The 21,950-nt window shown below is 50.0% G+C and carries 23 protein-coding genes and 1 pseudogene; 19 read left to right on the top strand and 5 right to left on the bottom strand.

What is annotated here, in order from left to right; translation table 11 throughout:
* The first annotated feature begins 33 nt into the window (after nucleotides 1–33).
* The 3 genes from istB to KWG61_RS16165 all read left to right on the top strand — a co-directional run bounded on the left by istB (nucleotide 34) and on the right by KWG61_RS16165 (nucleotide 2,021).
* Nucleotides 34–807 carry an IS21-like element helper ATPase IstB gene (gene istB, locus KWG61_RS07205; RefSeq protein WP_242745385.1) on the top strand — a complete coding sequence of 258 codons (774 nt, stop codon included), beginning with the start codon at nucleotides 34–36 and terminating at the stop codon, nucleotides 805–807.
* Nucleotides 808–900: 93 nt separating this feature from the next.
* Nucleotides 901–1,464, top strand: a complete 564-nt coding sequence (locus tag KWG61_RS16160) for a transposase (RefSeq protein ID WP_256460813.1) — start codon at nucleotides 901–903, stop codon at nucleotides 1,462–1,464.
* Nucleotides 1,452–2,021: a transposase gene (locus tag KWG61_RS16165; RefSeq protein ID WP_256460814.1), complete on the top strand. Its 570-nt coding sequence runs from the start codon at nucleotides 1,452–1,454 to the stop codon at nucleotides 2,019–2,021. The genes KWG61_RS16160 and KWG61_RS16165 overlap by 13 nt, the downstream gene beginning before the upstream one ends.
* Before the next feature lie 1,104 nt (nucleotides 2,022–3,125).
* Here the strand turns inward: KWG61_RS16165 and KWG61_RS07215 are convergent.
* The 3 genes from KWG61_RS07215 to KWG61_RS07225 all read right to left on the bottom strand — a co-directional run bounded on the left by KWG61_RS07215 (nucleotide 3,126) and on the right by KWG61_RS07225 (nucleotide 4,417).
* Nucleotides 3,126–3,362: an IS3 family transposase gene (locus KWG61_RS07215; RefSeq protein ID WP_242745387.1), complete on the bottom strand. Its 237-nt coding sequence runs from the start codon at nucleotides 3,360–3,362 to the stop codon at nucleotides 3,126–3,128.
* A gap of 124 nt (nucleotides 3,363–3,486) precedes the next feature.
* On the bottom strand, nucleotides 3,487–4,059 hold the full coding sequence (locus KWG61_RS17295; protein ID WP_367614286.1) for an IS3 family transposase: 573 nt from the start codon (nucleotides 4,057–4,059) through the stop codon (nucleotides 3,487–3,489).
* Nucleotides 3,980–4,417, bottom strand: a complete 438-nt coding sequence (locus tag KWG61_RS07225) for an HTH domain-containing protein (protein ID WP_242745391.1) — start codon at nucleotides 4,415–4,417, stop codon at nucleotides 3,980–3,982. Before KWG61_RS07225 ends, KWG61_RS17295 begins: the two co-directional genes overlap by 80 nt.
* 266 nt (nucleotides 4,418–4,683) lie before the next feature.
* Between KWG61_RS07225 and KWG61_RS07230 the strand changes: the two genes are divergently transcribed.
* The 15 genes and pseudogenes from KWG61_RS07230 (at nucleotide 4,684) to KWG61_RS07295 (ending at nucleotide 17,794) form a co-directional block, all read left to right on the top strand.
* Nucleotides 4,684–5,889 (top strand): transposase, encoded by a 1,206-nt coding sequence (locus tag KWG61_RS07230; RefSeq protein ID WP_242745393.1) that lies wholly within the window; start codon nucleotides 4,684–4,686, stop codon nucleotides 5,887–5,889.
* Nucleotides 5,855–6,109: a transposase gene (locus KWG61_RS17300; RefSeq protein ID WP_367614287.1), complete on the top strand. Its 255-nt coding sequence runs from the start codon at nucleotides 5,855–5,857 to the stop codon at nucleotides 6,107–6,109. Before KWG61_RS07230 ends, KWG61_RS17300 begins: the two co-directional genes overlap by 35 nt.
* 224 nt (nucleotides 6,110–6,333) lie before the next feature.
* The gene (locus KWG61_RS07235; protein ID WP_242745394.1) at nucleotides 6,334–7,398 is read left to right on the top strand and encodes a biosynthetic peptidoglycan transglycosylase; all 1,065 of its coding nucleotides are present in this window, start codon (nucleotides 6,334–6,336) and stop codon (nucleotides 7,396–7,398) included.
* A 306-nt stretch (nucleotides 7,399–7,704) separates the two neighbouring features.
* Entirely contained in the window at nucleotides 7,705–8,658 is a 954-nt protein-coding gene (locus KWG61_RS07240) for a DMT family transporter (RefSeq protein WP_242745395.1), read from the top strand.
* A 142-nt stretch (nucleotides 8,659–8,800) separates the two neighbouring features.
* Nucleotides 8,801–9,762 (top strand): annotated as a pseudogene (locus KWG61_RS07245) (PPK2 family polyphosphate kinase).
* A 391-nt stretch (nucleotides 9,763–10,153) separates the two neighbouring features.
* Nucleotides 10,154–11,215 (top strand): PTS transporter subunit IIC, encoded by a 1,062-nt coding sequence (locus KWG61_RS07250; protein ID WP_230267582.1) that lies wholly within the window; start codon nucleotides 10,154–10,156, stop codon nucleotides 11,213–11,215.
* Nucleotides 11,216–11,474: 259 nt separating this feature from the next.
* Complete coding sequence (locus tag KWG61_RS07255; RefSeq protein ID WP_230267583.1) at nucleotides 11,475–11,789, top strand: hypothetical protein; 315 nt, start codon at nucleotides 11,475–11,477, stop codon at nucleotides 11,787–11,789.
* A 165-nt stretch (nucleotides 11,790–11,954) separates the two neighbouring features.
* Nucleotides 11,955–13,490: an AarF/UbiB family protein gene (locus tag KWG61_RS07260; RefSeq protein WP_242745396.1), complete on the top strand. Its 1,536-nt coding sequence runs from the start codon at nucleotides 11,955–11,957 to the stop codon at nucleotides 13,488–13,490.
* On the top strand, nucleotides 13,477–13,674 hold the full coding sequence (locus KWG61_RS07265; RefSeq protein ID WP_242745397.1) for a hypothetical protein: 198 nt from the start codon (nucleotides 13,477–13,479) through the stop codon (nucleotides 13,672–13,674). The genes KWG61_RS07260 and KWG61_RS07265 overlap by 14 nt, the downstream gene beginning before the upstream one ends.
* 295 nt (nucleotides 13,675–13,969) lie before the next feature.
* On the top strand, nucleotides 13,970–14,593 hold the full coding sequence (locus KWG61_RS07270) for a MarR family transcriptional regulator (RefSeq protein WP_242745398.1): 624 nt from the start codon (nucleotides 13,970–13,972) through the stop codon (nucleotides 14,591–14,593).
* Between the two features lie 93 nt (nucleotides 14,594–14,686).
* Nucleotides 14,687–15,070: a flavodoxin domain-containing protein gene (locus KWG61_RS07275; protein ID WP_242745401.1), complete on the top strand. Its 384-nt coding sequence runs from the start codon at nucleotides 14,687–14,689 to the stop codon at nucleotides 15,068–15,070.
* Nucleotides 15,067–15,519, top strand: coding sequence for a hypothetical protein (locus KWG61_RS07280; protein WP_242745403.1), 453 nt, complete (start codon nucleotides 15,067–15,069; stop codon nucleotides 15,517–15,519). Before KWG61_RS07275 ends, KWG61_RS07280 begins: the two co-directional genes overlap by 4 nt.
* 96 nt (nucleotides 15,520–15,615) lie before the next feature.
* The gene (lspA, locus tag KWG61_RS07285; protein ID WP_230267587.1) at nucleotides 15,616–16,185 is read left to right on the top strand and encodes a signal peptidase II; all 570 of its coding nucleotides are present in this window, start codon (nucleotides 15,616–15,618) and stop codon (nucleotides 16,183–16,185) included.
* 194 nt (nucleotides 16,186–16,379) lie between these two features.
* Nucleotides 16,380–17,258, top strand: a complete 879-nt coding sequence (locus KWG61_RS07290; RefSeq protein WP_230267611.1) for an RluA family pseudouridine synthase — start codon at nucleotides 16,380–16,382, stop codon at nucleotides 17,256–17,258.
* Entirely contained in the window at nucleotides 17,255–17,794 is a 540-nt protein-coding gene (locus tag KWG61_RS07295) for a dCMP deaminase family protein (RefSeq protein WP_230267588.1), read from the top strand. Before KWG61_RS07290 ends, KWG61_RS07295 begins: the two co-directional genes overlap by 4 nt.
* Before the next feature lie 341 nt (nucleotides 17,795–18,135).
* Here the strand turns inward: KWG61_RS07295 and KWG61_RS07300 are convergent, their stop codons facing one another.
* Both KWG61_RS07300 and KWG61_RS07305 read right to left on the bottom strand, forming a co-directional pair.
* Nucleotides 18,136–18,453 carry a hypothetical protein gene (locus KWG61_RS07300; RefSeq protein ID WP_367614288.1) on the bottom strand — a complete coding sequence of 106 codons (318 nt, stop codon included), beginning with the start codon at nucleotides 18,451–18,453 and terminating at the stop codon, nucleotides 18,136–18,138.
* The gene (locus KWG61_RS07305) at nucleotides 18,450–18,974 is read right to left on the bottom strand and encodes a hypothetical protein (RefSeq protein ID WP_242745406.1); all 525 of its coding nucleotides are present in this window, start codon (nucleotides 18,972–18,974) and stop codon (nucleotides 18,450–18,452) included. The genes KWG61_RS07300 and KWG61_RS07305 overlap by 4 nt, the downstream gene beginning before the upstream one ends.
* A 415-nt stretch (nucleotides 18,975–19,389) precedes the next feature.
* Here KWG61_RS07305 and KWG61_RS07310 point away from each other — a divergent pair, with 415 nt between their 5' ends.
* Nucleotides 19,390–21,702: an endonuclease MutS2 gene (locus KWG61_RS07310; RefSeq protein WP_230267590.1), complete on the top strand. Its 2,313-nt coding sequence runs from the start codon at nucleotides 19,390–19,392 to the stop codon at nucleotides 21,700–21,702.
* Nucleotides 21,703–21,950 lie beyond the last annotated feature (248 nt).

The raw sequence follows: 21,950 nt of genomic DNA on the forward strand, positions 1-21,950 counted from the left end.
CCAGGCACTCTTTGCCTAGAAAGCGAGTATGAAATGAACATTGAAGCTTACGCCAAAAGGCTGCGCCTGCCTTTTATCCGCCAGAACTATAAGGAACTGGCTGCCCAGGCGAGAGAAGATCACCTTGATTACGAAGAATTTCTGGAAAAGGTCCTCAAAGGCGAAACGATCAGCCGCAATGAAAACTGTATTCAGAAGCGGATCCAGCTGGCGCATTTCCCAAATCGGATGTCTCTGGAAGACTTTCAAACAGAACATTTGAGAATCGAAATCCAGCAGAAAGTAAAAGAGCTCTCAAGTCTGGACTTTATAAAAAATGGAGAAAACGTAATCCTGATTGGAAATCCAGGAACGGGAAAAAGTGCCTTGTCTATCTGTCTGGGTATGGAAGCCTGTCTGAACAATATGAGCGTTCTGTTTATCGGGGTGTCCGATCTGTTGATCGAGATCCGTGAAGCCATGAGCCAGAACCAGCTGCTTCGATATAAGAAGCGTTTTGAAAGTTTTGACCTCGTGATATTGGACGAACTTGGATACTGCTCATTCGATCAGAAATCTGGTGAGATTCTGTTTAACTTGATTTCGAGTCGCAATGGCAAGAAGTCCTTGATCGTCACAAGCAATCTGGAGCTCAACCGCTGGAGCGAGATTTTCAAAGATGAAGTACTGACGTCAGCGATGATTGATCGACTGGCTTATAAGGCCTACATGATCAATATGACCGGCCAGAGTTACAGGCTTCGTGAAACCAAGAAATGGGTTGAAGAAAAATCAGGCGGAAAAATCAGAAAAGCGCGTCACCCCTAGGGGGTGAAGGGAGAAGGAACTGCTCTGGAAAGAGCAGTCTTCTATAACCCAAAGTGGACCAGTTTTCAATTACGCAACTGGACCAGTTTTCAATTGACAAAAACATCGCATGCTCCTAAATCGACGGACAATCGGCGGAACGGCTATTCTGAGAAGACTGTAAGGTCTTCTCAGGGCGAGCTGGATCTGCGTATTCCTCGTGAGCGCCTTGGTACATTCGAACCGCAGGCTGTTCCTAAAGGCAGTCGGGATATTTCAGATATCGAGGACAAAATACTCCGTATGTATGGCCAGGGCATGTCGCAGCGCGACATCTCCGACATCATCCAGGATATCTATGGCTTCTCGGTCTCTGCGGATACGATTTCAAACATCACTGATCGTGTCTATCCGGTTGTTGATGAGTGGCGTCATCGTCCCCTGAAGAAGTGCTATCCTTTCGTATTCGTCGATTGCCTTTATGTATCGGTCAAAACCGATCGTGGTGCAAAAGAACAGGCTGTATATGTGGTTCTTGGCTATGACACGGAAGGCTGCAAAGATATCCTTGGCATCTGGATCGGCGAGAGCGAATCCAGGCACTTTTGGATGGAGATCTTTGACGAACTGAAGGCACGAGGCATAGAAGACATTTTTTCCTGTCCATGGACGGTGTAAGCGGGCTTGAAAGCGGCGCTAAGGCTGTATTTCCGAACGTTACTGTGCAGCGCTGCATTGTTCATATTCTTCGTAACTCGCTTAAATATATTCCAAACAAAGAAAGAGCTGGTTTCTGCAAGGATATCAAGAGAGTCTACGGTGCTTTGAACGCTAAAGAAGCAGAGGGTGCTTTCGATGAATTTAAGGAGAAATGGAGCCAATATCCTGGTTCCGTGAGCGTCTGGGAACGTAACTTTCATCACGTACTCCAGCTGTTTAACCACGGCAGCGCTGTCCGAAAGATAATGTATACAACCAATGCGATTGAGTCGGTTAACTCCAGCCTGCGAAAAGTAACAAAAAGGGCTCGTTTCCAAATGAGGATTCAGTTTATAAGGCTTTGTATCTACGCATTGTGGAGCTTGAGAAGAAATGGCAGGGACGAACGGTTCAAAACTGGGCAATGGTACGCAATCAGCTCCTGTGCGAGGAAGAACTGGACGCCAGGCTGGAGAAGTACTCAGCCAGATAAGCGGCAGATCCGAAATCCGCTCATGAAATTTTCTTCCGCTTAAACCCTTTACAGCGGGTCCCCGCTCCCCTGCACTCCCTGAAGACGTCCCCGCCGTCGAAAAATGCCACCCTGGCAGGGGCGACACAAGTCTAGCAGGGGGCGCCCGCTATAAAGGGCCGCTCCAGAAATTTTCACTCGCTCCTCGTCCAGCGAGGTGTTTTGAGCCTTCGAAACGCCAAATGTTTCAACTACCAAAAACGAATTTACACAAAATTTTTGACATCCCCCGTGTTGAAGCTGACTGCCGGATGCAGTTCCGTTTTATAAAGCCAGAGAAGACATTGTCTTTTGTCTGGCTTTTTGCTTAGCATTACGCAATCGTTTTGGAAAAATAAAAAGACCCCATCCTGGTGCGCATTCCTTATTGGTGGAGATAAGGTCTAGGCGTGATGAGGAACTTATTTAATAAATATAATGGTTTGAGAAAAAAAGTAAAGAAGTTTATGAACAAAAACTTTGAGTGGATGGATAACCTGCGTTTCGAATCGGGGTCTGCTTTTCCTTGAATTGATTTGAAGACTCCATGAAATTTCCTCACCATTGGGGTTCGGTCTTAAGGACGACTCATCGAACTGGAATTAGATTTCCAATAGATTACTGGGAAATTTGGTCTGCCTGAAAAACGGATTGCCGCAGAACACGAAGGGAAACTGTCAGCTGTGGAAGATAGAAATGGCAAGACTTTAAGGAATACAGGTACATAAATCCAAATGATTTTTTCGCACAGATATAATATTCTGGCTCTATGAAAATATTTGTAGGATCCTCCGAGCCAATGTCTTCATATGAAGTGTACCCCATGTCAAGGACACGATAATTAGAGAGAACCCTTTGTTCGGACACGTTATCCCTGTTATCTGTTTGTCTGTTGTTTGAGCAGGATTTGTGAACAAATCCGATGAAGCGATGCGCTCAGAGTTTTTCTGAAGCGCTCCTTTACAGAGGGTTGCCCCTGGTACACTGCTGAGCCTTCAGCTGAATGGTGAACCATTCACTTTTCTGCTGAAGGCGGCTTTTGTGGGTCCAGGGGCAAGGGCCCTGCTGTCAAGGACGGTCCCGCAGGGACCGAGTGGAAGAAAAATTCTGCGCGCCCCTTAAATCCCATTCATTCTGAAAGAGGATATCGGCCGGTTGTTACGTATTTGTAGAACTCATCTGGTGACAGCTTCGCCAGATCCCACTGATACCGCTCTTCATTGTAGTAGCGGATCTGCTCGTCCAGCAGCGAACAGATCTCCTGGAAAGTCCGGCACTTCTTCAGATCATCACGGATCTCGTCCTTCATATGGCCGAAGAAGCTTTCCTGAGGAGCGTTGTCCCAGCAGTTTCCTCTGCGTGACATCGACTGGCGCAGTTTCTTCTGACGGAGCAGTTCCCGAAACCCGACACTTGTGTAGTGACACCCTGATCTGAGTGCACAATCACATCTGTTTCCAGCTCGTCTCCGTGATTCTCCACCAGCTGCTTTACTGTCTCCAGAACAAAGTCAACCTTGAGATTGTCGCTGACTCTGTAAGCCAGGACCTGTTTGGTGCAGGCATCAAGAATCGTTGAAAGATAGGCAAACTTCCCTGGTAAGGGATGTAAGTAATATCAGTCAGCAGGATCGTTCTGGGCCCGTGCTCTTCGAATTCCCGACGGACAAGGTTCTCACTGACATTGTCCGTACGCAGCGCCTTCGCCATACGGCGGTAAGGATTCGCTTTACGTATCGGACATTCCAGGTTGAACTTTCTCATGAGCCTCCGGATCTTTTTCATGTTGAACCTGATACTGGGGCTTTGATGGAGAAGGATCATCTGGATCTGTCTGGCACCGGCATGGCCGCGCGCTTTCCGGAAAGCCTGCAGAATCAGTTCGAAATCTGCTCTGTCCCGGGCTTCTCTTTGTTCACGGCTTTCTGTCTGAGCACACCAGCTGTAGTAACCTGAACGACTGACACCGTTCATTGCACACAGCTCAGTCACAGTCAGGACATTTTCCGGATCCATAATGACATCCTGAATCAGCGCGTATTTTGAAGCAGGCCTGTTCATCATGAGCAACCTGGCTTCCTCGAGTTCGCCAGTGCAATAATTTTTTTAGTGTATCGAGCTCTTTGCGCAATGCCCGGACTTCGCCTTCCAGTCTGGCCACTTCATCTCCTTTATCACATGTCTTTTTCCGGCTTTGGGAAATGAGATAGGCAGTGTTGGACATTCTGCTCTCCCCGATCATTTTCGGATCATATCCGAGCTTCACAAAGATCTCCCGTGGAAGGCAGCCCTGGTTGTAAAGGCGGAGGAACTCGGCCTTGAATTCGTCAGTGAATTTGATCGTGGTTGGAAAGACAGCCTTTGTGTATGGATTAGCTGCCAGAGCTGACATCTGTTCTTCGCTGAAGCGATTTCTGTTCATAATGGTCTCCTTTGGGGATTTCCGTCACGAACAGTATGCGGGCTGAAAGTGATCAGCGAAAGAACGTCGATTAGAAAGTGTCCGCAATTAGGGAACAGATCAAAACGATCGTCCAGTAGTTGGGGTCGCTGCTAATCGGGTGTCCTTGGAATAGGTTGACTCTAAAAAATTGTCCACTTTCTGGGGTACAGTTTAATATAGAAAATAAAAGGGTCTTCCGTAAGCTGAAAGAGTCGATCAAGACTACCAGATACAGGAGATCCCGTATGTACTCTACTAACTCTTCAGCTGCTTTTCAAGTTTCCAATGAATCGAATAACGGTCTGCTTTTCATTCCCTCATCGCTGCCGGGCTTTACCCAGTCAGGTGTTTATTCCCGGATCGATGCTTCCGGAAATCATTCCATCTATCAGTGTGACGGAGTACTCTGTGAAGTCACTGATGAAGAACGAATCTACCCCGTTTGCGGTCAGAAGATGCACATCAAATCATCTCGTTCAATCACACTGCGTCACCTTCCCTTTGGCTTGACTTATATCCATGTCACCGTGAAGGTTCAGCGCCTCTTCTGCGAGAACGGCCATCATACACAAATGCGATCTATTCCATTCAGAGCACAGAAGCATACGATTACTACAGCTCTCGAATCGTACATTGAAGATCTGCTGGCAAGCGGCTGCTATACCCTGAAGGAAATCGCTGAGCGGACTGGTGTCGGAGCTCATCTCGTTGGCGAGATTGATAAAGCCAGGCTGAGCAGGCTTTATACGGATCAGACGGAACTCGGACCAGTGCTGAAGAAACCCGATACCTGCAGTCGATATCTGGCTATCGATGAATTCAAGCTTCATAACGGCCATAAATACGCCACCCATATCATCGATCTGGAAACCGGCCATGTTCTTTGGATTGCCAGAGGCAAGAAGAAACAGGTCGTATACGATTTTATTGATCATGCGGGTATTGAATGGATGAGTCATGTTCAAGCTGTTGCCTGTGACATGAACTCTGATTTTCAGGAAGCATTTCAAGATCGATTCCCATGGATTTCTATCGTATTTGACTATTTTCATATCGTTAAGAATTTTAACGATAAAGTGGTCTCTGAAGTCCGGAAGGATGTTCAGAGAGAGCTGATCGCAAGCGGTGAAATCGAGCAGGCCAGGCTTCTCAAAGGGTCGAAGTATATTCTGATGTCTTCTAAGGCAACGCTGGCTTCCAAAGATGCAAAAGGGAAGGCTGGAGCCATGATGGGTGGCGAGAACACCTTGTTTGGGTTAAAGCCAGTTCTTGCCAAAACAGGTTTTGTCAAACGTTACAACGAACTACTCAAAGTGAACTCTCTCTTCATGACCTGCGATCTGGTAAAAGACCAGCTGGAAAGAGCCTTCAAATGCTCAGATCCAGAGGAGATGGTGCAGCTGCTGAATTCACTGATTGACACGTGCAAAGGAACGAAAAAAGCACTTTAAATGGTTTGCGCGACTAATCGAGAACCATTACGAAGGGATCCTTTCACATACCATTTTTGGGATATCTTCAGGAAAGATTGAAGGCATGAATAACAAGATCAAGACCGTAAGACGACAAGCTTACGGTTTCAAGGATGATGGGTATTTCTTTCTTAAGATCATCGATGCTTCAAGAAACCCATCAATCAGGAATCCCAAATCCCACAAAATTTTTCATTGAACCAAAAGAAAGAGGGAAGGGCGGGCAGGTGACACCAGCCTTACAGGGATGCAAGGCAAACTAAAGGCGAAGCCATGAATCCCGCAATTTGATCATGCTAAACTTAGGACACAGCCAGATAAGACGCTTAAAATAAAACTTCCCGTTTTATAAAACGGGATAGGACGATCGGTTTCCTGTGAAAAACGGGGATAGATCTGGTTGCACTAAAGGAGGCGATAAGATTGAAAAAGCTTCTGAAATGGGTTCTCAGCCTGACCGTGTTTGCAGCGCTGGCGGGAACCGTGATCTTCTTTGGCATGGGAATCTATACCGCCAATGAATTTGAATCCAGAGAATCTCTCTTCGCTGGTGGATCGGGCCGAGGCAATGCCCGGCTATACGCCGTACGAAGAAGTTTCCCTATGCTGTATCAGGCGACGATTGCGGTCGAAGATGCGCATTTTTACAGTCATCAGGCGGTGGATCTGAAAGCGCTGATTCGCGCAGGCCTTTCCCAGATCGTCCCCTGGATGCCTAAATCGGGCGGTTCCACGATCGATATGCAGACGGTGAAAAACCTGTATGGACAGTATGACGGTACCCCGGTATGGAAAGCCGGTGAAATCGTACTGGCGACCCGTCTCGATAAAATCTGCACGAAAGATCAGATCCTTTCCCTCTATGTGAACATCATTAACTATGGAAACAACTTCCATGGCATTCGCCAGGCAGCCAACGGCTACTTTGGCGTCGAACCGTGGGAGCTGACGGACGCGCAGGCGACACTGCTGGCAGGAATTCCGCAGTCGCCCTCGGCGTTAAACCCGCTCGTTCATTTCGATGCTGCCAAAGCCAAACAGGAAATTGTTCTGCGGGCGATGGTTCGCAACGACATGATTACCCAGGAGCAGGCGGATGCGATTTACGAGCAGGACTGCGGCATCGACCAGTATATCGAACCGGCTTCTGCAGAAGAAACGATGGATTATTCGATCGTTTCCTCGATGAACCGGAACCGCAGATGGCGCTTCCTGTCTGGATGGCGTATGCCGATCCATCTCTGCTGCAGGCGGCGACCCTGGCGTAGCCAGCTCCGTTCTGTATTTGATTTTTGCGGTCTTTCCATACCGCAATTTGCCACACCGCATTCGATTTCCTGTCCGTTTTGGTCTTTCCATTGGAAGGGTAGAAAAGGATTGAAATCCATCAAACAGAAATATCGAACAGCGCTTCTGAATCCAAAAGCAGGAACGCTGTTTTTCTTTGGCGCGTTCTGGAAGGACCTTGATCAGGACGGTGCCTTTTGAAGAAATAGAGGGGCTGTTTCGGCAAGGTTCTATCTATTTCTATGGATCGGACAGGCGATAATTCACAAATGACTTAAGCGAATCCGGAGATGGTTCTGAGAAATTACTGGATTTAATCCGAAAGGCAGGATCGGTAAAGCGAGTAAGACTGAAAAACCAATCGGTCTGGTTTTACGCAGAAGTGATCAAAACCCGATCGGTTTTGTGGGTTTCTCGATCTTTTTCAAATGGAAGGCCGCAAACGTGATTCAATAAAGCGGACTGGCCTGAAAAGTCGGCCATCGTTTTAGGAGGTTGGATTGTTTCATGAATAAGAAAACCGCGAACCTGCTCTGCCTGCTGATCGGCGTGATCTGGGGCGGGGGATTTATTGCTACGGATTTCGCGTTAAAGACATTTACACCGTTTCAGATGCTTCTCATTCGATTTGCCGGGGCAGCGCTGCTCGCCTGGATTCCAGTTCTGGTCAAACGGGAAAAAGTACAGAAGGAAGCCATGAAAACGGGTCTGATTTCGGGATGCTTTCTGTACATCGCCTTTGCGCTGCAGACGTTTGGCATCAATCTGACCGAACCGGGAATGAACGCGTTTCTGACGTCGGTCAATGTGGTTCTCGTTCCGTATCTGGCCTGGATTGTCTGGAAACAGAAACCGGATGGGCTCGTTCTTTGCGCCTCTTTAGTCTGCATGGCGGGCATCGGCTTTCTTTCCTTGAGCAGCGGCAGCTTCGGTCTTCGCTGGGGCGATCTGCTTTCGCTGGGCTGTTCGGTTTTCTTCGCGGCACAGATTGTCGCGCTTGGCCGGTCCGAACACCTTTCGGTTGCGGTTGTCAACGCGCTGCAGCTAAGCACCGCGGCGGTTCTGGCCATTCCGTTTGGTCTGCTTGAACCGTGGCCGGCGCAGATTTCGATGGAAACGATCGGTTCTCTGGCGTATACAGTCTGCCTGTCGACATTCCTGTGCTATCTGATGCAGACGACGGCGCAGAAATACACATCCTGCGCGGCGGCTTCCATTTTAATGGGGACGGAAAGTCTCTGGGCCAACATTTTCAGCTTTCTGATTTTGCATCAGGTTCCGTCCGTCATGATGGTAACCGGCGGCCTGCTGATCTTTACAGCCATACTCATGGTCGAAGGACGCGGCTGGATCGAGTTGCATCTGCTTAAAAGAAGATCAATCCGCCAACCCAGACCAGCATTTAAAAGGTCGGGCAGCTTCCGTTGCTTCGTACTCCTGTCTGTCTTTTTAAAAGGCTGAAACGCGGAATTCTGGAGACGTTTTCCATGTTTTTGATTTTGGGCACATGTCGTTTGGGCATGCGCTTTTTACACCCTTTGGGCAAACGACAAAAAGCCGTTCGTTCGCCTGTCTATACTGAAACCAGAAAGAAGGGCCTATTATGCTCAAGTCCTATAAATACAATGGAAAAGAAGCACTTCACCTTTCGGATGTTTCCTGTCAGGCGGGTGCGTATAAGAAAAAGAAAGAGGAAATCATTGCCCGAACGGCCGCCAACCAGCTTCAGATCCAGCAGCTGCAGGATAAGCTGTATGCGGATGGAAGCGCCGGTCTGATCATTTTGATTCAGGCGCGGGATGCCGCAGGCAAGGATGGAACGATCAAGCATGTCATGAGCGGTGTCAATCCGCAGGGCGTGGATGTCTACAGCTTTAAATCCCCGACACATGAAGATCTTTCCCACGATTTTCTCTGGCGCTTCAATAAGGCACTGCCGGCTCGGGGCAAAATCGCTATTTTCAATCGCTCATACTATGAAGATGTGCTGATCGTTAAAGTGCGTGAGCTCTGGAAAAACTACAACCTGCCGGCTTCGATTAAAAATAAGGATATTATTGAACGCCGCTATTCTCAGATTTGCGGCTTTGAGGAATACCTGTACCAGAACGGCTACCAGATTGTAAAAATCTTCCTGAACGTTTCCGCGAAGAAACAGAAAGAACGCTTTTGGAACGCATCGATCGACCGGAGAAAAACTGGAAGTTCTCCGAAGCCGATCTTTCGGAACGGGCCCTGTGGGACGATTACACGCACGCTTACGAAGACGCGATCAACGTCACCGCGACCAAGCACTGTCCGTGGTATGTCATTCCGGCAGATCAGAAATGGTTTGCTCGCTATCTCGTCAGTGAAGCGATCTTAAAAGCGCTTGAGAACATCGATCCGAAGTATCCGCAGCTATCCAAGGAACAGATCGACCGTCTCGCGTTTTACAAGCAGGCTCTGCTCAATGAGAAAAACGGGCAGGAAGCCAAAAGCTTTGTCGCCGATGCCGATGAAGTCAAAGCGGCCGATGAAAAAGTTACGGACGATCTGAAAGAACAGAAATCGCTCAACGCGTAATCCAGTTTGGATATAGAAAAAACAGCGAGTCCATCGTTCGAAGAATATCTTCGATCCGGGACTCGCTTTTTCTCTGGGAAAGCGAAGAGGAGGGAAGATCCGCTTTCAGAAAACAGTCCGAGAAGGCGGTAAAAGCAGACAGAAAGTGGAGGGAGAAATACAAAGAAATACAGTAGAAGATCCGGTTTTGCGTTTCATATTCCTGCTGGATTCATAGGAAAACAGATCCGAAAACGAGGGGATTCATGCAAGCGCATTCACGAAAGAAAAATCCCATAAAACTGCAAAGTTTTGGGATTTTTCAAGGTGTACGGTTTCGATTCGCATTGTACGAAAACACGATTCTTCCTATACTTTGAGCAATTACAGGAAAGTTGAGGAAAAATAAATCATGAGTTCTGCTGCTGCATTCCTGGCCAAAAAGGACGTTCAGATTTCTGCCAAACGGTATGGAATCGATGCCCTTTCCGCCATGGCCCAGGGACTTTTCGCCTCTCTGTTAATGGGAACCATTCTTAATACGATGGGAACCCTGCTCAATCTGCCGATTCTCGCGGAAATCGGCTCGTACGCGACGGCGGTCAAAGGGCCGGCGATGGCCGGAGCCATCGGCGTTTCCCTTCACGCGCCAAACCTTGTACTGTTTTCGCTCCTTGCGGTCGGCTATGCGGCGGACGCCCTAGGCGGAGCCGGCGGTCCGCTTGCAGTTTACGTGGTGGCGGTCATCGCCTGCGAATGCGGCAAGCTCGTTTCCAAGGAAACCCGTGTCGATATTCTCGTTACGCCCTTCGTTACAATCTGCATCGGTGCTCTGCTTTCGATTGCCTTCGCGCCTGCGATCGGCAGCGGGGCGACCGCGCTTGGCGGCATGATCATGTGGGCTACCGAACTTCAGCCCTTTTTAATGGGTGTCATCGTTTCGGTACTGATGGGCATCTTCCTGACGCTGCCGATCAGTTCGGCCGCAATCTGTGCTGCGCTTTCGTTAACCGGTCTGGCTGGCGGCGCTGCCCTGGCTGGCTGCTGCGCGCAGATGGTCGGATTTGCGGTCATGAGTTTCGCGGTCAATAAATGGTCCGGTCTTTTTGCCCAGGGGCTGGGAACTTCGATGCTGCAGATGGGCAATATCGTACGCAAGCCAGTCATCTGGCTGCCGACGATTCTGGCCAGCGCCATTACCGGTCCAATCGCCACCTGCCTGTTCAATTTACAGATGAACGGCGCCGCCATTTCTTCTGGCATGGGCACCTGCGGTCTGGTCGGACAGATCGGCGTATTCACCGGCTGGATGACGGAAATTTCCGAAGGCCTTCGTGCTTCCATCGGTTTCATGGACTGGACGGCACTGATCCTGATTTCGTTCATTCTTCCCGCCATCTTCACGCTGCTCTTCCATCATCTGTTCTTAAAACTTGGCTGGTACACCAATGAAGATCTCAAGCTTGACGTCTGATCGACAGCGATTGCTATACCATCCAGTTCTGGATGGAATTCCGTATGAAATTCACTCTGGTCGGATCCTTCGCGCATGATTTTGCCAGTTTACTCTTATTCAATATTCAATTCAGACACATAAAAAGCCGGGTCGTCCGGCTTTTCTTTTGGGCTCTGAAGACAGCGGTATCGGTATTCGCTTTCGTTTTATTCCTGCCGGGGACGAACGATTTGGACATGGCTTCCGGGCGGGAATGGGCCTGTGCTAAAATCTGTATATGTTTAAAATCAAGCAGAAAAACGACTGGGCGATCGATATTTCTCTGCATATCCCGCTGCCCTCGTTTGCAATCCAAATTACCAAAAACGCGACCGAATCCGAAGTCGACTTGAATACCCCGCTGCATCGAACATCCGCGAAAGTCATGAGCGATTCCCATTCGGTATCCACCGAATTCCGTCAGGAAAGCGGTCCTGTGGGACAAGCCGGCGCTTCTTCCGCTTCTTCCCAATCCGCCGAATCGACGGCTTCTTCTTCTGCATCGTCTGCCTCGTCTTCGGCAGACCAGGAACAGAAAAATGGCGACCAATAGCACAAATTCATCTTCCAGTTCCACAAAGCTCGTTTCTTCGGGCGAGCGCTTTGCGCAGATTGTCAAAGTCTTAAGCCGGCACCATGTCCAGCAGGGCATCACCCCGGTTAAGCTGCGCGAGATTTTGAAGATCTCGGTCCGACGTATGTCAAACTGGGCCAGATCATGTCTTCGCGTACGGATCTGCTGCCTAAGGAGTATGCCAAGGAACTGGAAAAGCTGCGCTCGGATGTGAATCCGATGCCGTATGCGGTGGTCAAGGAAGAAATTGAAAGGGCGTATGGAAAGCCGATCGATCAGATCTTTTCGTACATCGACGAAAAGCCCTTAGGTTCCGCCAGTATGGCCCAGGTCCATGAGGCGATCACGCCAGATGGAGACAAAGTCGTCATCAAAGTGCAGCGGCCGGGCATTTACGAACAGATGCAGGTCGATGTCAAAATGATGAAAAAAGCCGCAAAGCTGATTTCTCTCGATCAGGTCATTTCCGGTCTGGTCAATCTCGATGACGTCATCGACGAGTTCTGGAAAACGGCGCAGGAAGAAATGGATTTCCGTCATGAGGCGGCCAACGCGATTCGCTTTGGGGCGGAAAACGATGACGTTCCTTACCTGCATATCCCGAAAATATATTCGCAGTATACGAGACAGAACATGCTGGTGATGGAAGAAATCGACGGCATCGAAATCGACAACTATCCGGCACTTGAAGAAGAAGGCTATTCCCGTAAGGAAATCGCGATGAAACTGGGCATGAACTTCATTGACCAGGTTATTGAGCACGGCTTTTTCCATGCGGATCCGCATTCAGGAAACCTGAAAATTGTCGACGATAAAATCGTCTGGCTTGATTTTGGCATGATGGGCGAGCTGACGCGCGGACAGGCCCAGCAGATGAGCGAAGCACTGGACGCGCTGGCGCAGCGCGATCTGCCACGGCTTTGCGACGCGATTCTCAATATCGGCATTCCGCCGGAAGATCTCGACTACATCGGCTTTTCCAACGCGCTTGAAACGTATTTAAACCGCTACATCAACCAGTCGTTTTCAGATCTGGACCTGGGAGTGATGGTGACGGAGGCCATTGAAATCTGTCAGCGCTATTCCATACGGCTGCCAAGCTCGATTACGATGCTTGCCCGGTCGATGGTGACCATTCAGGGGACACTCAAAGATCTCGACGATCAGGTGAATATGCTGGAATACATTTCCAGCGAAGGAAAAACGCTTGATCAGATCGACTGGAACAAGGAAATCAGCACCTTCTTAAAGGAAAGCTATGCGGGACTGAAGGCGCTCACGCACATGCCGGTTCGGCTGGATCGAACGTTATCCTTGCTGCAGAAAGGCCGTCTTCAGGTCGGCATCAAAATTTCGGATCTCGATCATCTGATGCCCCAGATCAGTCATCTGGTGGACCGCCTTGTCGTCTGCATTCTCATTGCGGCGCTGCTGATGGGCAGTTCCATCATTTGTACGACGGGCATGAAACCGCAGCTGCTTGGCATTCCGGTGCTGGGTCTGGCGGGATTCTTTATTTCGTTCTGCCTGAGCCTGTGGCTCTTTTACAAAATGCTGTTCAATCGAAAAACGGAAACCGGCTGTTCTAGCCGGTTTTTCTCTGCCTTCTCGATTTGGTTCTTCGCAATCTGTCCGAATTGTACTGGATCGCGTCTGGATTTTCGACTTGGCCGTATTTGATGCTTTGGAGGTGTCCTGGTCTGGCCTGGTGCATGGCGAAAATCGGGAAAGAATTGTGTCTTTGATCAGTTTCCAAAACAATGGGTATCCCATGGGGATGAAAATTTTGTCAAAAACGGCGGAAAATGTCTTGCCATTGCGGATTGTGACAACGAAAATGGATAAATACGCGATTGCTTTTTGACCGTACCGGCTTTCTTGAATCCATAGGGTTCTGTAAGTGAAATTTCCAAACCGCACCCGTCGATAGGATCGACAGCCTGGCACTTTGTGCAGACAGGGAAGAATGATCGATTCATATTGTTCGAACGTACTGAACGAGGCCATTTCCGGAGGCAAAAACCAATGGATAAAAGATGAGAACAGGCACAATTCCTGGTGAAATTTCAATATTCGAAAAGCGTTTTCACCTTTCTGTGCCCAAGTACGCAACAAGTTGCTAATATATTCGGTAACAAGTTGCCAATCAGGAGACAACTATGAATTCGGAAGAAATGATCAAAAAACTGTACGGCTCAGCAGAAACCCAGAAAATGTTTATCTTCTGTATGCTGCTGATTACCGCCAACCGGCTCCAGACGCTGTTTGATCAGTCCGTTCCCGACCTTTCCCTGAAACAGATCATCCTTCTGGCGATCGTTCGCTATTCCAAGGAACCGATGACCTTTACGCAGCTTGCTAAATTACTGGGCTGTTCCAGACAGAATGTCAAAAAGCTGGCCGATGTGCTGGTGAAAAAGGCTATGTCACGCTGCAGCCAAACCCGGAAGATCAGCGCTCCGTCTGCCTGTATCCAACCGATCAGGACGGCGCGTTCCACGACAGCTACTTCCCAGTCTGCCCGCAGGAGCGTGAAGCGCTGTTTGAAATTTTTACGGACGAAGAAGTCGAAACGCTCTTTCATCTGCTCCATCGACTCCAGAACCGGATCGATGAAATCGAGGAAGAAATGGAAAAGGAAGCCGATTCGTAAAAAGACAGAACCGGGTAAAAGGCTTTTTCAGAACCAGACTCTGGAAATAGCCGGTTTCTTCCTGCACCAGAAAACGGGGAATCTTCTGCCCCAGGAAAAAGGAAACCGGAATCCAAAAGCCTTTCCTTAAAAGAGTAGAAAAGGATGCGACGGATTTTTCCTGAAACAGGAAAACAGGGAAATGATCCGCCCGAACAGGAATTTCGTATTACAGGAAAAAGTTATGAAAACACCTGTCATTTATAGTTCGCAGACGGGCTTTACCAAGCGCTATGCGAATTGGATTGCTTCGGCAGCCCATGCGGACTGCCTGGACGTGTCAGCCGCCAGTACCGAAGATTTATCGCAGTATGAGGCCATCGTTTTTGGAAGCTGGATCAGCGGAGGCTATCTTCATGATCTCCACTGGTTGAAGGACAATTTGCCGACCTGTCCTGATCAGAAACGGATTCTGTATATTGTCGGCGCCAGTCCGTCCGAAAACGAGGAAGTGAAGCGGCTTCGCAAAAAGTGTCTGCGCGCTTTTGAAGAACACAACGTAAAGGATATTTTTACTGCCCCGGCGGTTTTAACCTGGAAAAACTGCCCGCGTCTTCCAAAGCGATGATGAAACTGTTCATCCGCACGTTTCTCGCAAAGAAAAACAAGACCGAACCTCAGGCGTTAATGGCCCGGCTGATCGTTAAAACGTACGATGTGACCAACCCGAAATACATCCTTCCCATTCTCGACGCCTTAAAAAAGACTCGGATGCTCAAGAAGAATAAACCGGCTTCTCTTTTTGACGGGTCGATTTTGAACCTGCTTTTCCTTCCAAAAGCCGTTCGGAAACGTCTTCAAATAGAATTTAAATCCCATTCAGAAACAGACAGCCGAACCGTCCTGCGCGGTTCGGTTCTTTGCGTTCCGAGCAGAAGAACCGGTAAGATGATACAGGCTGTGATTAAGGCACGCTTGCGCGGGATTAAAGCAACATCATACTGTCCCGTACCCGACTTTAACCTGCAGTTCATTCAGGCGTGCGATCCTTTTTCAAAAGGAATGCGCGTACGATAAAACTAAGTGCAATCCATAAAAACGCATGCCAAAAATGAGCATGATACAGCCTGTATACACATAAGAAAGTTTTTAATCGAAAGGGAGGTCCTGTCTATGGAACAGCCAGCTCACACTGCGAACAACGATAAACTGACGCGAAAACAAAAACTGAAAAAGAAACTGCCCGCTTTAGGGGTCGGGGCTCTGATCATCGTTCTGATGGTCGGCCTCGATCAGTGGACCAAATGGGCCATTGTTAAAAGCATTCCCCTCAACGGCATGATTGAAGTTATTCCAGGTTTCTTTGAACTGACGTACTTACGAAACTTTGGAGCGGCCTTTTCCAGCATGACCGGCGTCTCGATGGGATTTTTCGGAATTCTCACGACTGTCGCCCTTTGCGTCATCGCGTATTATTTTATGAAAACCGATAGTACGAAAGTGGAATTCGCCCTGTCTCTGATTGCGGCAGGCGCCCTCGGCAACCTGATCGACCGCATGACGCTCGGCTATGTCCGCGACTTCTTCCGCTTTTATATTTTCGGATCGCCCTTCGCGGTCTTTAACGTGGCCGACGTCTGCCTGACCATCGGCGTCGCGCTGCTCATTGTGATCGTTCTGGTCGAGGAATGGAAAGAGAGGAAAGCGTTCAATGAATCCAGCAAATCCAGTCAGTCCAAATAATATGGATCCAAAGCCACAGGAAGAAAAAACAGCGAAAACGTCGAAGAGACACTTTATGCGGTCAATACACCCCTGAAGTTATGACCGACGTAAACTTCGAAGACGATCTCGATGCATCCGATTCGATTCAGACCGTCGATCTGGACGACGGTTCCCAGCAGATCACGCTGACCTGCAGTAAGGAAGATGCCGGTATGCGTCTGGACAAGTACATCTGCAAAGTCCTTGATCTTAGCCGTACGCGCACCGCGTCCCTTCTTGAAGAAGATCGTGTCAAACTTTCCGACCGCAGCGTTAAAGCCAGCCGGAAAATGCAGGAAGGGGATATTCTCGAAATCCATATGCCGCCTGCACAGAGTCTGGAAGTTCTTCCGGAGAAAATGGATCTCGATATCGTCTACGAAGACGAAGACATCATCGTCATCAATAAGCCCAAAGGCATGGTTGTCCATCCTGCCCCTGGCCATATGGAACATACGCTGGTCAATGGTCTGCTCTACCATTGCAAGGATCTGTCCGGCATTAACGGCGTAAAGCGTCCGGGCATTGTGCACCGTATTGATAAGGACACTTCGGGTTTGCTCGTTGTGGCCAAAAACGACATGGCGCACGAATCTCTCGCAGCCCAGCTGCAGGACAAGAGCCTGCGCCGCATTTACCGCGCCATCGTCCATCATCCGTTCTCGCATACGATCGGAACCGTCGACGCGCCGATCGGCCGCGATGAAAAAGACCGCCAGAAAATGGCGGTAACAGCGAAAAACTCGAAACCGGCCGTAACGCACTTTACCGTTCTGGAAAACTTCAAGGACTACGCCTACATCGAATGTTCGCTGGAAACCGGTCGTACCCACCAGATTCGCGTACACATGGCCTATATCCAGCATCCGGTTGCCGGCGACACGAAATACGGTCCGAGAAAAACGATTGAAGCGGGCGGACAGCTGCTGCACGCGATGCAGCTCGAGCTGATCCATCCGCGTACGAAAGAAAAGATGCATTTTGAAGCGCCGCTCGATCCGACGTTCGCAAAAGTTCTGGCTGAGCTGGAAAAGGAAGCAGCAAACGCATGAGAGAACGTTCGGTACTGAGCTGGGATCAGTATTTCATGGCGATGGCCCATCTGGCCGCCTTCCGTTCCAAAGATCCCAACACGCAGGTCGGCGCCTGCATCGTCAATCCGCAAAAGCGCGTGGTAGGCATGGGCTACAACGGCTTTCCGCGCGGCTGCGATGACGACGTCTACTCCTGGGAGCGGGAAGGCCAGTTTCTGGAAACAAAGTATCCCTTTGTCGTGCACGCGGAACTGAATGCCATTCTCAACTCCATTCAGTCGCTGGCGGGCTGTACCCTGTATGTATCGCTCTTTCCGTGCAACGAATGCGCGAAGGCGATCATTCAGTCCGGCATCACCCGCGTCGTATACGAATCGGACAAGTACTGCGGCAGCGAAGGCAACATCGCCAGCAAGCGCATGTTCCAGGATGCCGGGATTGAACTCATTCAGCTGCCCTATCAGGTCCATATCGATGCCCGCATCGAAGAAGGCCAGGACCGCTGTGCTGAGGACGGCTCCCGCGAGTGCGGCTGCCCGGACTGCAGGAAGTAAGATTTGTCTGGATGGAGATCTGCTGAAATCGATCTGCTCGTTCACAAAGCAGTCGGATAAAAACAGACGCCGAACAGATCCAGATGAATAGACGAAACAAACGAAACCGATGCCCTTAAAACTATCCGTTTCCATCCATACAGCGCGCAGGCGATAATGCCTGCGCGCTCGCTCTTTGCGCGGAATTCACGTTTTGGATTCTTCTGGAATTTTCAAATTTCGGGATTTTTGAATTTTCAAATTTTTGAATTATCGGATTTTTGATTTTCCCGCACGCATTCTGGGCAAAGAAAATCCAGAACGGTTCCAAAAGAGGGAGACGTTCTGGATGTACTGCGGGCTTAGACCAGGCCGATTTTCTGGGAATTGACGAAATGCATTTTGACAAATTCCGGCATGCGCTCTTTTCCAATTTTCGCCATGAGCTTTCTGGCGCTCTGGGTGGCTTTGTCTCCACCGCCTTTTTCCAGCGGCATCCCGGCTTTCGCCTCGAGCTGTTCCCAGACTTTTAAAAAGGCGTAGCGGGCGAGTACCGAAGCGGCCGCAACCGCGATATAATGCGATTCCGCCTTCGTCTCAAAATGAATGGTGCGAATGACGTTTTTCTCCTGCGCCAGATAGCTATAGTACGTGCGCGGAATGCAGAACTGGTCGATCACGCAAAGTTCAGGCAGGGCATAGCCTTTTTCTGCAGATTCAGGTACACCTGATTGTGCATCATGGCTTTCATCTTGTTGAGGTTATAGCCTTTTTCCTCGCGTATGCGATTGTATTGGGCATTTTGTAAAATAACGATGGAATGGGGAACCATCGCTTCAATTTGCGGGGCCACTTCAAGAATGCGCGCGTCGGTCATTTTCTTGGAATCGGTAATTTCCATCGCGTGCAGCTTCGCGGCACATTCCTGGTCCGGGACGATTACCGCAGCGACGGTAACCGGGCCCATGTAATCGCCGGTGCCGACTTCATCGCTGCCGGCCTGCGGGAAAACATTGGCTTTGGACCCGTGACCTGCAGAAGACGAATTCGACGCGGGACGGACCCGTGGGACATCGTCAAGTTCTGCGGCCGAAAACCGTCCGCTGGATTCGTCTTTTCCTAAAATGTCATCGGCGACACTGACGACCCAGTCGATATCACCGCCCTGAATGACGACTTTACCGGACGTATAGGCGGTCACGACGACTTTTTCCCGGAAGAATCCAGGACATAAATCGACCAGGCCGCGTAAGAGGGAAGATTTTTCGCTTTGGAGAGCGGTTTGAGTTTTTGTGGAGAGTCTCGATCTGGCTCGAGCTCATGGTTCGTACAACAGTTGCCATGTTCCTATTGTATCATTACAGGGATTGCGGCCGTTTCCGGACCGCCGGGCCTTCCCTGCAGAGGAAAGCTGTATTTCCTCGTGCAAAAGACGGACGATACAATGCCGATCCCAGTCGCTTTTACGCGTATCTGCGGATCAGCGGATCGGGTGCAGGCTGAAAGAAAAGATTTCACAGAAACCAGAGTCGACAGGACTCTGCAGTAAATACTGAATTTATGCAAAGAAACAACGAATTCCATTGCGGAATTTAGAAGGAAAGAGAGGGACGGATATGTACGTAGATAACTGGAATGCCATCGATATGCCGGCGGTACTGGAGCAGTTTGCCAGCCTGGCGGCTTCGCCCAAAACCGCAGCCCATTTAAAAGACGCAAGAGTGCTCAAATCGACGGCAGTCGTTCGGCGTCAGCTGGATCTTTGCGCAGAAGCCTTTGCGTTTTTGCAGGATGGGCAGGAGCTTTCGTTAGGCGGACTTGGCGACATCACAAAATCCGTCAAGCTGGCCAAAAAGGGCATCGCGCTGAACGGCAGCGAACTGCTGGAAATTTCACTGTTTATTACGGCGTCGCAGACCGCGGCCAAGGCGTTTTCGCCCGAAAAGGAACCGATGCTTTCGGATCTGGCCTCTACGCTGGCCAACCTGTCTTCCCTGGCGGCGGACATCGATGAAGCGATCGATCTTTCCGGATCGATTCGACCGGATGCGAGCGCCCGCCTGCAGAACCTGAGCCGTCAGCTGGTGCAGACGAAAGCCGATCTGTCGGCTGCAGCCAAAAAGTTCATTCAGGCGCATTCGTCTTCGCTGGTCGATACGATGACGGTGTATTCCGGAGGACGCCTCTGCGTTCTGGTCAAGGCGGCCGACAAGTATAAGTTTGGCGGCATCGTCCATGGAACGAGCCAGTCCGGGGCCGGAAGCTACGTAGAACCAGACGCGCTGGCGACGCTCAATAACGCGGCAGCCAGTCTGGAAAACGAAATCGAAGAAGAAAAGAAGCGCATCTGCAAGGAGCTCAGCCGCAAAGTCGGCGCAAACGCCAAGGCGCTTCTGTCCAACGACGAAACGCTCGAAATTATCGATACGGCTCTGGCCAAAGCACGTTGGATGCAGCTGCACGACGGATGCATTCCGACGCTGCAGGGCATGAGCCACGCGCTGCATATCGATCACGCGGTACATCCGCTGCTGGATGCGAAAACCGCAGTCGCCAACTCGTATGCGCTGAGCGATGAACAGGACTGTCTGATGATTACCGGATCGAACATGGGCGGCAAGACCGTTACGCTCAAGACGATCGCGCTCTTTATTCTTCTTGCGCAGTGCGGCTTTCCGGTCAGCGCCCATCGGGCTATGCTTCCCATTTACGAACAGTTTTATTTCGATGTCGGCGATGAGCAGTCGATCGAAAACAACTTGTCGACGTTCTCGTCGCACATTTCCAAAATCGCGAAAATCATTAAGAAAGCCAACGAACATACGTTCGTTCTGCTCGATGAAATCGGCAGCGGAACGGATCCGGATGAAGGCGCGGCGCTTGCTCAGGCGGTCATCGAAGCGCTGATGGATCGCGGGGCTACGATTTTAACGAGTACCCATTACAACGCGGTCAAAGCCTTTGGGAAAACGAATCCGCGCGTGCTGTGCGGATCGGTGGAATTCGATCCTGTGAAACTTGTTCCGACGTATCGCTATTTACCTGGTATCAGCGGCGCGAGCTGCGCGTTCCCGATTGCCAGCCAGTTCGGGCTGAACGGAGATGTACTCAAACGCGCCCGGGAGCTGAAAGCTCAGAACGAATCCGAAGCCGCCAGGCAGCTGTCGGTTCTTGAAAAGCAGCAGGCCCAGGTACAGAAGCAGAAAGACCGCTTCGACGCGCTCGTTAAGGACGCACACCGTCTGCAGAAAAAGGCGGACGAAGACCAGAAAAAATGGGCGTCCATGAAAAAGCGTCTCGACGACGACTATGCCCGCCAGCTTGAAGACATGCTTTACGAAAAGCAGGAAGAAGCCAAAGCCATCCTGCGCGATCTGCGGGCCAGCACGGGAAAAGCCAGTCACGAACAGATCGAGAAAATGGGTCAGCTCAGTCAGCTCGACGACGCGAAGAAAACCGAAGAGCCGGCGGTCGAAAAGCAGGAAACGATCGAACCGGGCGACTACGTCCATGTCATCTCCCTCAACAATCATGGCGAAGTCGTTCAGGTGCGCAAGAATAAGGCTGTCGTCATGGTCAATGGCCGACGCGTCAATCTGAGCGTCGATCAGCTCGAAAAGATCAAGAAGCCCAAAGCGCAGAAACAGCCGCGTAAAAAGGAAAGTCCGGATCTTTCCTTCCGTCCGTTCAATATGGAACTGAACCTGATCGGCATGCGTGTCGAAGAAGGCATCCGCGAGCTCGACCATTATATTGATCAGGCGGTTTACCATAATATTAAAAACGTCCGGATCATTCATGGCATGGGTACCGGCGCGTTGCGCAGCGCGGTCTGGAAAGATCTCAAGAGCCATCCGCAGGTCAAGCGCATTTCCAGCGGCGGACCTAACGACGGCGGTCTAGGCGCTACGCTCGTCGAACTGAAATAAACCGTCTGCAGTGCAGGTCGGATTTTCGCGCAATCTTTCGCAAAGCCGGGGATTGCGCGCTTTGCTATACTGAAAAAGGACGCTTTTTCGTCCCACAGACGTTTGATAATGAAAAAGGACGGTCTTCTGACCGCAGATAACGTCTGAATTTTCCATTTATTTTTGAACGAATGCACTCTTGTCAAAGAGTTAGAAAGGATCGTATGCCGCTGACCGAACATATTCAGAAAAACTGGAACTGCTTCCGG

This window comes from Allobaculum sp. Allo2 (assembly GCF_022701175.1).
Lineage (GTDB): Bacteria > Bacillota_I > Bacilli_A > Erysipelotrichales > Erysipelotrichaceae > Allobaculum > Allobaculum fili.